General features: G+C 68.1%; 9 protein-coding genes. 6 read left to right on the top strand and 3 right to left on the bottom strand.

Annotated elements, in window-relative coordinates; translation table 11 throughout:
- The first annotated feature begins 230 nt into the window (after window positions 1–230).
- Both ACFVJQ_RS26800 and ACFVJQ_RS26795 read left to right on the top strand, forming a co-directional pair.
- Window positions 231–2,087 (top strand): glycoside hydrolase family 127 protein, encoded by a 1,857-nt coding sequence (locus ACFVJQ_RS26800; protein ID WP_385787629.1) that lies wholly within the window; start codon window positions 231–233, stop codon window positions 2,085–2,087.
- 489 nt (window positions 2,088–2,576) lie between these two features.
- Window positions 2,577–3,053, top strand: coding sequence for a 4-oxalocrotonate tautomerase family protein (locus tag ACFVJQ_RS26795; protein ID WP_385514529.1), 477 nt, complete (start codon window positions 2,577–2,579; stop codon window positions 3,051–3,053).
- A gap of 27 nt (window positions 3,054–3,080) precedes the next feature.
- On the opposite strand, the gene ACFVJQ_RS26790 is transcribed toward ACFVJQ_RS26795, so the two are convergent.
- Window positions 3,081–3,665 (bottom strand): TetR/AcrR family transcriptional regulator, encoded by a 585-nt coding sequence (locus ACFVJQ_RS26790; protein ID WP_385787626.1) that lies wholly within the window; start codon window positions 3,663–3,665, stop codon window positions 3,081–3,083.
- A 117-nt stretch (window positions 3,666–3,782) separates the two neighbouring features.
- On the opposite strand from ACFVJQ_RS26790, the gene ACFVJQ_RS26785 reads away from it, so the two are divergent.
- The 3 genes from ACFVJQ_RS26785 to ACFVJQ_RS26775 are packed head-to-tail and all read left to right on the top strand — an operon-like array spanning window position 3,783 to window position 5,938.
- The gene (locus ACFVJQ_RS26785) at window positions 3,783–4,214 is read left to right on the top strand and encodes a 4-oxalocrotonate tautomerase family protein (protein WP_385514593.1); all 432 of its coding nucleotides are present in this window, start codon (window positions 3,783–3,785) and stop codon (window positions 4,212–4,214) included.
- A complete protein-coding gene (locus ACFVJQ_RS26780) occupies window positions 4,207–5,217 on the top strand; it encodes a zinc-binding dehydrogenase (protein WP_385787623.1) in 1,011 nt (336 codons plus the stop codon). The genes ACFVJQ_RS26785 and ACFVJQ_RS26780 overlap by 8 nt, the downstream gene beginning before the upstream one ends.
- The gene (locus ACFVJQ_RS26775; RefSeq protein ID WP_385787620.1) at window positions 5,210–5,938 is read left to right on the top strand and encodes a PaaI family thioesterase; all 729 of its coding nucleotides are present in this window, start codon (window positions 5,210–5,212) and stop codon (window positions 5,936–5,938) included. The genes ACFVJQ_RS26780 and ACFVJQ_RS26775 overlap by 8 nt, the downstream gene beginning before the upstream one ends.
- A 188-nt stretch (window positions 5,939–6,126) precedes the next feature.
- On the opposite strand, the gene ACFVJQ_RS26770 is transcribed toward ACFVJQ_RS26775, so the two are convergent.
- Window positions 6,127–6,342, bottom strand: a complete 216-nt coding sequence (locus tag ACFVJQ_RS26770; RefSeq protein WP_385514525.1) for a transposase — start codon at window positions 6,340–6,342, stop codon at window positions 6,127–6,129.
- Between the two features lie 157 nt (window positions 6,343–6,499).
- Window positions 6,500–7,096 (bottom strand): TetR/AcrR family transcriptional regulator, encoded by a 597-nt coding sequence (locus ACFVJQ_RS26765; protein WP_385514524.1) that lies wholly within the window; start codon window positions 7,094–7,096, stop codon window positions 6,500–6,502.
- Window positions 7,097–7,286: 190 nt separating this feature from the next.
- Between ACFVJQ_RS26765 and ACFVJQ_RS26760 the strand changes: the two genes are divergently transcribed.
- Window positions 7,287–8,861, top strand: a complete 1,575-nt coding sequence (locus tag ACFVJQ_RS26760; protein WP_385787615.1) for an MDR family MFS transporter — start codon at window positions 7,287–7,289, stop codon at window positions 8,859–8,861.
- Window positions 8,862–10,045: the final 1,184 nt, after the last annotated feature.

Below are 10,045 nucleotides of genomic sequence, written 5' to 3'. Positions count from 1 at the left end.
TTCCTGGCTGTCATCGACAGTTCAGGCCTCTGTCCTGCACGTTTCGCACATGTGCTCAAGGTTGTCCGTTCGAGGGCGGAGTCGCCTCTCTTGTGTGGGTGCACGGCGTTCCCTTAGCGTGACCGGTAAGCGTTTTCTACATCTCTCGCCCTTCGGAGGCTCAGCTGCACACGCCACGCACCGGACCGGTCCTCCCCAGCGCGAACTCAGCCGCGGTGCACCGGCCCGCCTTGGTCGCGCGCATCACGGACGGCTTCTGGGCGACGCGTCGCCGGACCAACGCCGAAGTGTCGATCCTGGAAGGTCCCGAGCGGCTCGAAGAAGCCGGGAACCTCGCCAACCTGCGAGCAGCCGCAGACGCGGGAACGGCGCGCGCGTTCTCGGGGGACTTCCAGTTCCAGGATTCCGACGTCTACAAGTGGCTGGAAGCGGCCTGCTGGCAGCTGGCCGACACACCGGAGTCCGGCCTCGTCGACGAAGTCGCACGGATCGTCCGGCTCGTTGCGGCCGCCCAGATGGAAAGCGGTTATCTCCAGACGTACTACCAGCTCGGCGGCGGTGAGCCGTGGACCGAACTCGGCTGGGGGCACGAACTGTACTGTGCGGGCCACCTGATGCAGGCTGCAGTGGCCCATCACCGGGCTACTGGAAGCCGCGACCTGCTGGACGTGGCGGGCAGGTTCGCCGACCACATCGAGTCCGTCTTCGGTCCTGGCAAGCAGGTGGAGGGGGTGTGCGGCCATCCCGAGGTGGAAACGGCGCTCGTCGAGCTCTCCCGCACCACCGACGACCAGCGGTATCTGGAACTGGCCCGCTATTTCCTGGAACGGCGCGGCCACGGTGTTCTGGCTTCGGGCGCCGACCGCGGCCATGACCGGGACCCGGGGCCCGAGTACTGGCAGGACCACACCCCGATCCGCGAGGCCCAGGAGGTGACCGGGCACTCCGTACGCCAGCTCTACCTCCTCGCGGGAGCCGCCGATCTGGCGACCGAGACGGGCGACGGCCGGCTCCGGCAGGCGCTGGAGCGACTGTGGACCGATGCGGTCTCCACGAAGACGTACCTCACCGGAGGGATGGGCTCGCGGCACGACTGGGAGTCCTTCGGGGACGCGTACGAGCTTCCCTCCGACCGCGCGTACACCGAGACCTGTGCTGCCATCGCCTCGGTTCACTTCAGCTGGCGGATGGCACTGCTCACCGGCGAGGCGCGCTACTCGGACCTCATCGAACGCACCCTGTACAACGGTTTCCTCGGTGGCGTGGGACTGGACGGGCGTACCTGGCTGTACGTGAATCCGCTGCAGCGGCGTGCTCGTCCGCACGAGCGCCCCGGCGACCAGACCTCGCAGCGCACGCCCTGGTTCCGCTGTGCCTGCTGCCCGCCCAACGCGATGCGCCTGCTGGCCGGCCTCCCGCACTACTTCTCGAGCGTCGACGACAGCGGTCTGCACCTGCACCAGTACGCCACCGGCGAGTACGCGGGGGACGGCTTCGCGGTCCGCGTGGCTACCGAGTACCCGTGGCACGGCACGGTGACCGTGACCGTCGACGACGCTCCTGCAGGGGAGCGCACGCTTTCCCTTCGGCTTCCCGCGTGGTGCGCACAGTTCCGGCTGGCCGTGAACGAAGAGCCCGGACAGGAACAGCCGGAGCGCGGCTGGCTGCGCATCACCCGGACCTTCCGGCCAGGCGACACCGTCCGGCTCGAGCTGGCCCTGCCGGTGCGCCTGACCCACCCACACCCATATGTCGATGCCGTGCGCGGCTGCGTGGCAGTGGAGCGCGGGCCGTTGGTGTACTGCCTGGAGGAAGCCGACAATGCTGGTGGCCTCGACGATGTCGTCCTCGACTCCTCGAAGGCTCCCACCGTGCGCGAACGCCCCGACCTGCTGGGCGGCGTCACCACCATCGTCGCCTCCGGTCGACGTCTCGCGCCGGACGAGACCGGTTGGTGGCCGTATCTCACGGACGTCGCTCCCACAGGACTCGCCGACCGGTCCGTCGAGCTGACCGCCGTGCCCTATTACGCCTGGGCGAACCGCAGCAACGGCGCCATGCGAGTGTGGATACCCCAACAGAGGTGAACGGACAGGTGCTGACGGCACCGTGGGGCACACGGTGGTCTGACGTGAGCCACACGCTGTCACCGGTCAGCCCTATGCCCGCTTCGACGACGCCGCCCTCCCGGTCGGAGCCGCACTCCTCGCGGGCCTGGCCCTGACCCGGCTGGCAGCACCCGAGCCTTAGCGGCATCGAGTCCAGCTGTCTGAGCTTGATCAACGCTGACCAGGCCGAAACAGTGACGGCCTACCAAACGGCCTACCAAACGGCCTCCAGCCGCATGCCGCGCACGAGCGTCTCGAGGGCCTGGCAGGCGTGCAGGTTCGCAGCGGCTGAGTGCCGACGTATGCCGGGTCGCGGCGGCCGCATCCCAGACATGGGCCGGACGCGCGGCGCGGCAGCGGTCGGCCGACTGCCGCGCCCGTGAACCCGTAAGGCAAAGCTCGATATGACAGTCGTTATAGAGGGGTGTAACCTGCCGCTGTCTATAACGACTGTCATAGGAGGGTGTCGTGACCATCATCACCGTGAACGCGCCGAAGGGGCGCCTGAGCCTTGAGCAGCGCCGTGAGCTGGCCGAGACGCTGACCGACGCGGTGCTGGTGCCCGAGGTGGGGCAGCACGCTCCGGCCGCCCGGCCTGGGTTCCAGGTGCACTTCGTCGAGCGCGAGCGGGACATGATGGCCATCGGCGGTCGGCTGCTGGCGGACGCCGGCCCGGAACCTGACGTGATGGTGATCGACCTCGCGGTCATGGATGCCGCCTGGCAGCCGGAGGTGCGGGCCGAGGTCATTGAGCGTGTCCTGGCCGCGCTGGCGGCGGCCTGTGGGTTGGAGAAGCCGGCGCCGGCGTGGTGGGTCAACTTCCGGGTGATCGACGAGGGCAGCTGGGGCTCGTCCGGGGGTGTGCTGTCGATCCTGCCGCTGCTGCAGAGTGGGGTTTTCACCGAGGAGAGAGCCAAGGCGGTCCGCGCCGCGCTGGGCGTCTGAAGTCCGAGACGTCGAGCGCGGCCCGGCTCAGTCCTTGATCGTGGCGAGGATGAGCGCCTGCAACTGTTCCGCGGTGTGGTCGAGGGGCTGGGTGCTGCGCTTGGCGCGGCACATCGCCACGGTCCCCTCGATGGCCGCGACGATGAGCGTGGCGATCTGAGCCGCCTGGTCGGACTCGGCGCCGTGCTCGCGCAACGAGTCGGCGAGCAGGCTCTCCCATGTGGTGAAGACGTCGGCGGCGGCCGTGAGGGCGGCGGGTGTCTCGTCGGTGGGAGGTTCCTCGATGGAGACGGCGAGTACGGGGCAGCCGGCCCGGAAGTCGCTGTCGACGACGATCTTGCGCCACAGGGCGAGGAAGGCCCGCAGGCCGGCGACCGGCCCCGCCGCCAGCTCCTTGCGCAGGCTGCGCGCGGTCCACTCACCTGTGAAACGGACGGCCTCGGTGGCCAGTTGCTGCTTGCCCTCGGGGAAGTAGTGGTACGTCGACCCGAGCGGGGCCCTGGCGTGCTTGGCCGTCTCACGGATGCTCGTCGCGTTCAGGCCGCGCCGGCTGATCATGTCGGCCGCACCGGCCACGATCCGCTCGCGCGCTGACGGGCTGGACTTGGTCACGTACGTGATCCCTTCTGACCCCACTGGATATAACGACCGTCATAGTCTAGCGTGGTCGCCGTCTATGACGACCGTCATAGACGCATGCCGTCGCACGAAACGAAGAGAGGTATGTCCATGCCGATGATCCGGCTCACGGCCCCGGCCGGCGCCCTGACCGAACAGGGCCGCAGCAGCGTCCAGCGAGACCTTGCCGCGGTGCTGCTGCGCTGGGAGGGTGCGCCTGACACACCCTTCTTCCGCGCCCAGGCCTGGAGCTACCTGGTCGAACTGCCGCAGGGCGCCCAGACCACAGCCGAGGACGGCGCACCGCGCTTCCTGGTGGAGGTCACCGTCCCGCAGGGCGCCCTCTCCGAGCGCCGCAAGGCCGGTCTGGTCGAGGAGGCGACGAAGACTGTTCTCGCCGCCGCCGGTCTGGCCTCGGACGACGCCCTGCGGGTGTGGGTGCTGGTGTACGAGCAGCCCGACGGCACCTGGGGCGCCGGCGGGTCGGTCATCCGGTACGCCGACCTGGTGGCTCTGGCGAAGGAGCAGCGCGCCGATGCGTGAACTGACCTACGTCGCCAAGCGCACCGTCGAGTGGCGCGAGGCGCCCGACCCCAAGCTCCAGTCGGACGGGGAGGCGATCGTCGCTCCGGTCGCCGCCACCCCCTGTGACGTCGACTCGTCCATCCTCGCCGGCCATGGTTTCATCGACCCGCCCTTCGCCCTCGGCCACGAGTGCGTCGCCAGGGTCGTCGAGACCGGCGATTCCGTCACTGCCGTAACTCCCGGCGAGCTCGTCGTCGTTCCCTGGTCCATCAACTGCGGCACCTGCGACCGTTGCCGGGCCGGGCTGACCGCCCACTGCGAGTCCGTGCCGTACATGGCGATGTACGGCGCCCCCATCGGCGGCACATGGGGCGGACTCTTCTCCGACCTGGTCCGTGTGCCCTACGCCGACGCCATGCTCGTACCCCTGCCCACCGGCCTCGACCCGGTCGCCATGGCCTCCGCCAGCGACAACTGGTCCCTGGCCTGGCGCCTGGTCGCCCCCCGCCTCAAGGCCCGCCCCGGAGCGCGGGTGCTGGTCGTCGCCCGCGGCAGCATCGGCCTGTACGTCTGCGACATCGCCCGCGCCCTCGGCGCCTCCGAGGTGCTCTACGTCGATCCGGAGCCCGAACACCGTGCGATCGCCAGGGGGTACGGCGCCTCCACGGCCGAAGCCCTGGAGCCGATCCCGCAGAGCTACGACATCGCCGTCGAGGCCACTGGCCGTGTCGACCAGCTCGCCCTGGCCGTCAAGTGCCTGGCCCCGGAAGGGATCTGCGAATCGGCAGGCAATCACTTCCGCCCCGGCGAACTGCCCCTGCTCGACATGTACCTCACCGGCGTCACCCTGCGCATCGCCCGCGACAGCGTACGCGCTCACATCCCCGACGCCCTCGAGCTCGCCGCCTCGGGCAAGGTCGTCCCCGAGAGGGTCGTCTCCCATGTCATCGACTGGGAGGACCTGCCGACCGCGCTGCCGGAGAAGCATCTCAAGCCCGTCTTCGTCCGGGCCGATGACTGACCTCGCCCAGCCCTCGCCCCGCCACCCCACCGCACCCAGAAACCCGATGCACACCTCCCGCACCGACCCGCGCGCACGAGCGACAGCCGAGGACCTGGAGTACCAGAAGGCGGCCATCACCCGCCTCGGACACGAACTGCGCGCCCTGGTGGAAGCCACGGTTCGAACCGCCGCCTCCCCGGACACACTCCACCGTGTGGCAGACGGCGTCCGTCACGTCACCGGTCAGCTGACGGGGCGACGGCGCGCGCGTGCGGAGATTCCCGACGTGGACGAGTTCCCGGCGGGGGCACGGATGTACAGCCCTGTCACCGGGGCCGGCAGCCCGCTGGCCCCGCCCGTGCACGTAACGCCCACTTCGGACGGCCTGATCGGTCACTGCACGCTGGGCATCGCCCACGAAGGCCCGCCCGGGTACGGCCACGGCGGCATGAGCGCCATGCTCCTGGACGAGGTCATGGGCCGCGCCTGCACAGCTGCCGGAATGCCCGGCCTGACCGTCTCCCTTCAGATGCGCTACCACCGGCCGGTGTCGCTGGAAACACCGCTGAGGATCCTCGGTCGAGTCACCGGCACAGACGACCGCAAGATTTTCGTGACCGGGTCGATCACCACCCAGGAGGACCCCGCTACGGACCTGGTCACAGCCGACGGAGTCTTCGTCACACCTGACCTTCGTCGCACCCGCGCCCTCTTCCCCGACCTGCAAGGAGAATCGTGACTCTGCCGCGAGCCAGGCAGCGCCACGGTGGCACAGGCCACTGAACTCGGCCTCGCTACCCGCCGCACATGACGGACGCATGGCGACGCAACTGCCCGGCCACCGCGTCCGGACCGATGTGAACTTCATCTGACCGCTTGCTTCGATGCCGCAGGGACGGCGCGGCGGTCGAATCAAATATTTCCAGTTCACCGCGATCGACGAGTGCACCCGGCTTCCGTGTGCGGCCGGCTCGTCAGTGGCAGATCGTGCGGCAGGAATCGCCACTGGCGATCGGTGCGGGCCTGACACCGGATCGCGTTCACGGTCTCCCGCATCTCGTACTGCCCCGCGTGCCCGCAGACCGAGGGCTGTCTCGCCTTCCAGGCGGTGACGACCGGCCGGATCAGCTCCCCAGGCTGCATCCGACAGGTCGCTCGGCTACGCAGGCCGCCGCCCACGTCCACCAGCACACCGCACAGGCGGCGAACTACAGGACCTGGAACCGGACAACCCACTCTTGAGAGCCAGGAAACCGACCGCCGCTCGCGGAACATCCTTGAGAGGTCCGTCCGGACACCTCTAGGACGCGTTCGTGCCCTGGTGTGCCTCGGTGATCAGGGTGGTCGCGACTTCGAGGACCGCCTTCCGCTTCTCCTCTTCGGTGCCCGGGAGGTCGCTGAGGGCGAACATACCGGCGTGCATCGTGAACACCGCGCTGACGCAGCGGACCTGATCGATCAGGGCGGCGTCCGGGTCGATGAGGATGTCGCGCATACCCAGCATGCGGTTGCGGAACATCTCGCCGATGCGTAGTTCCTTCACCGTTGCCTGGTTCTCCTGCATGAAGCGGAAGAACGGGGCCGCCTCGACCAGGGCGTCGTGGTAGCGGCGGAGGATCTCCTGCTTCGTCTCCAGGGACTGCGGTTGCCGTTTGCCCCACTCGATCAGTTCCACGATCGGCTGGGTCAGATCCTCGTAGACGCTGACGAGGATCTCCTCCTTCGTCTTGAAGTGGTAGTAGAGCGCCGCCTTCGTGACCTCGAGGCGCTCGGCGATCTCGCGCAGCGAGGTCTTCTCGTAGCCCTGCTCGGCGAAGAGTTCGAGCGCCACGTCCTGGATGCGCTGGCGGGTGTTTCCGCGCCGCTGCCGCTTGGTGTCGTCCATCGTGCCGCCCATTGTCGCGCTCCTCACGCCTCCTGCGAACTTACTTGCCGCCCGACTAGATAGCTTACTTGACGCCCGGCTAGTTACGGGTCTACCTTCCCGAGTGTAGTCAACTTGCCGGGCGGCAAGTAAGTGGCTGGGTGAGAGCGATTCGGCAGGACAACGGGCAGATCAGGGCCGCAGTCCCGGGAGAGAGGAAACAATGGCGGACACACAGACGGTCGACACGGTCGAGCCGGAAACGGGGAAACAGCCCAGGAGTACTCGGCTCGTGCTCTTCGCACTCATGATCGCGATGATGCTCGCGATGCTCGACAATATGATCATCGGTACGGCGATGCCGACGATCGTGAGTGAACTGGGCGGGCTCGAACACCTGTCGTGGGTCGTCACCGCGTACACCCTCGCCACCGCCGCCTCCACCCCGCTGTGGGGCAAGCTCGGTGACATGTACGGCCGCAAGGGCGTCTTCCTGAGCTCGATCGTGATCTTCCTGATCGGCTCCGCGCTCAGCGGCATGGCCCAGGACATGGGCCAGCTCATCGGCTTCCGTGCCGTGCAGGGTCTCGGCGCCGGCGGTCTGATGGTCGGGGTCATGGCAATCATCGGTGATCTGATTCCGCCGCGGGAGCGTGGAAGGTACCAGGGCATGATGGCCGGCGTCATGGCGCTCGCGATGATCGGCGGGCCGCTGGTCGGTGGCACCATCACCGACAACTGGGGCTGGCGCTGGGCGTTCTACATCAACCTGCCGCTCGGTCTCGTTGCGCTGGGTCTGATCAGTGTGGTGCTGCGCCTGCCGAAGAAGCGGGCCAAGGCGGGTATCGACTACCTCGGCGTCGTGCTGCTGACCGTGGGGATCACCGCGATCGTGCTGGTGACCACCTGGGGCGGCACGGAGTACGCCTGGACGTCCGCGCGGATCATGGAGTTGATCGGCATCGGTGTCGCCGCGCTCGCCGGGTTCGTGTACTGGCAGACCAAAGCCGCGGAGCCAGTGGTGCCGCTGCACATCTTCCGCAGCCGGAACTTCACGCTGATGTCGGTCATCGGCTTCATCACCGGCTTCGTGATGTTCGGGGCGACGCTGTACCTGCCGCTGTACCAGCAGTCCGTGCAGGGGGCGTCCGCGACCAACTCCGGGTTGCTGCTGCTGCCGATGCTCGGCGCGATGCTGGTGACCTCGATGCTGGCGGGGCGGGTGACCACGAACACCGGCAGGTACAAGGTGTTCCCGGTCGTCGGCAGTGTCCTGATGATCGTCGGGCTGTACCTGCTGTCCACGATGGACACCGGGACCTCGCGGGTCACGTCCGGCGTCTTCATGGCGGTCGTCGGGCTGGGCATGGGCTGCCTGATGCAGGTCACCATGCTGGTCGCGCAGAACAGCGTCGAGATGAAGGACATGGGCGTCGCATCCTCGTCCAGCACCCTGTTCCGTACGCTCGGCTCCTCCTTCGGCGTCGCGATCATGGGCGCGCTGTTCAACAGCCGGGTCCAGGACGTCATGGCCGAGCGGGCCGGGGCGCTGGGGTCGAAGGTCACCGAGCAGTCGGCGCAGCTGGACGCGGCGAGCCTGGCGAAGCTGCCGGAGGCGGCGCGGGAGGCGTACCAGTACGCGGTGTCCGCCGGTACGCACTCGGCGTTCCTGCTCGGGGCCGTGGTGGCCGCGGTCGCGCTGGTGGCGGCGGTGTTCGTGAAGGAGGTCACGCTGCGGGGGACGGGGCCCGACACTGAGGGTGCCTCTGCGCAGCCGGCGGTCGTCGAGCACGTCTGATCCTGATCCGACATTGACCTGAAGGCCCCCGGATGGTGTCCGCCCCGGGGGCCTTTGTCGTGAGTGGGTGCGCGTGCGCGTCCGAGTGCGGGGTGTGCGGGGGCGCAGGGGTGCGCGGCCGCAGGGGCTCCGCCTCAGGAGGCCTCGTTCGGAACGGTTGGACAGTCCGTCATGTACGGAGAACCGTAGCCGCCTCAATAGCCGGTGGCTCCTGCTCCACCAGGGCTGATCGCCTCCCCGGCAGGACTCAGCACGTCTTGCCGGTATCGGGGACGGCGGTGCGGAGCCGAGCGGTCCGAGATTTGCCCTTCCAGGTCTTCAGCTTCAGGAAAAGGGCCGCGCGCCGGATCAACTCGGCAGCGGACGCGGCGACGTCGGCGACGGCCTGGCGCTCACTCGTGCAGATTACTCGTCCTGGAACGGTGGGACCTGACACATGGTCAGCACCGTGCCGGCACCTGCCAGGGCATTGGTGGACGAACGCGTCGTGGCCCATCAGACGGCCGAGGACGGCGGAATCGATGCCGGCCGCCGTGGCCGTATCAAGGGTGGGCTACTCCTCTCAAGGGTGGGCTACTCCTCAGGTACCGGGGCGGGGGAACTGAGTGGTCCGGAAGCGAGACGGCAGAACACGGGCACCGTGGCTGGGGCACTGCCGTCGCCGAGGTACCCGGTCGAGCCCTCGCGACCGTGACCACCCGCGGCCGCGCAGCCCGCCTGATGACGCGTCACGAAAGTCAGCAATGGGTCAGTGTGAGCCCTGAAACACCTGGGGACAGCTGACCGAACATGCGGATCGTTGTACGCTCCGGAGACCGCCCTTGACCTGGAAAAGCGGGCAGGGAGCAGACAAATCGGGAGTTTCTCCGTGTTTCGTACCATGTTCAAGTCCAAGATCTAGCGTTCAGGTATTTGTGCAGGTCAAGGGCGTGACAGGGTCGCCTGCGTCAGCAAACGGTCAGCATCGGACGTGGAGGTGTCCCGGCTTGCTGACCCGATGACCGTCACGGTGGCATTCAGGCATGTATCTGACTTCGTATCGGAAAGTCGTTACACGGGGAGACAGCTCGCCCGCGCCACGGGATCCTCCCTCAAGGACTGCGACTGCGCTGAGCCGATCCGATGCCCGAACCCGTACATCATCCGTTTGGGACGCTTTCGGGGCGCAACGCGAGGAAACGGAT

It is taken from the genome of Streptomyces sp. NPDC127197, assembly GCF_042672405.1.
GTDB classification, from domain to species: Bacteria; Actinomycetota; Actinomycetes; order Streptomycetales; family Streptomycetaceae; genus Streptomyces; species Streptomyces flavusporus.
This window is presented reverse-complemented; position numbering and strand designations above follow the sequence as displayed.

Excerpts from the sequence above, each read along its gene's own strand:
- ACFVJQ_RS26780 (WP_385787623.1), top strand. The coding sequence starts at position 4,207 with ATGCGTGAACTGACCTACGTCGCCAAGCGCACCGTCGAGTGGCGCGAG.
- ACFVJQ_RS26770 (WP_385514525.1), bottom strand. The coding sequence starts at position 6,342 with ATGCAGCCTGGGGAGCTGATCCGGCCGGTCGTCACCGCCTGGAAGGCG.
- ACFVJQ_RS26775 (WP_385787620.1), top strand. The coding sequence starts at position 5,210 with ATGACTGACCTCGCCCAGCCCTCGCCCCGCCACCCCACCGCACCCAGA.
- ACFVJQ_RS26785 (WP_385514593.1), top strand. The coding sequence starts at position 3,783 with ATGCCGATGATCCGGCTCACGGCCCCGGCCGGCGCCCTGACCGAACAG.
- ACFVJQ_RS26760 (WP_385787615.1), top strand. The coding sequence starts at position 7,287 with ATGGCGGACACACAGACGGTCGACACGGTCGAGCCGGAAACGGGGAAA.
- ACFVJQ_RS26765 (WP_385514524.1), bottom strand. The coding sequence starts at position 7,096 with ATGGGCGGCACGATGGACGACACCAAGCGGCAGCGGCGCGGAAACACC.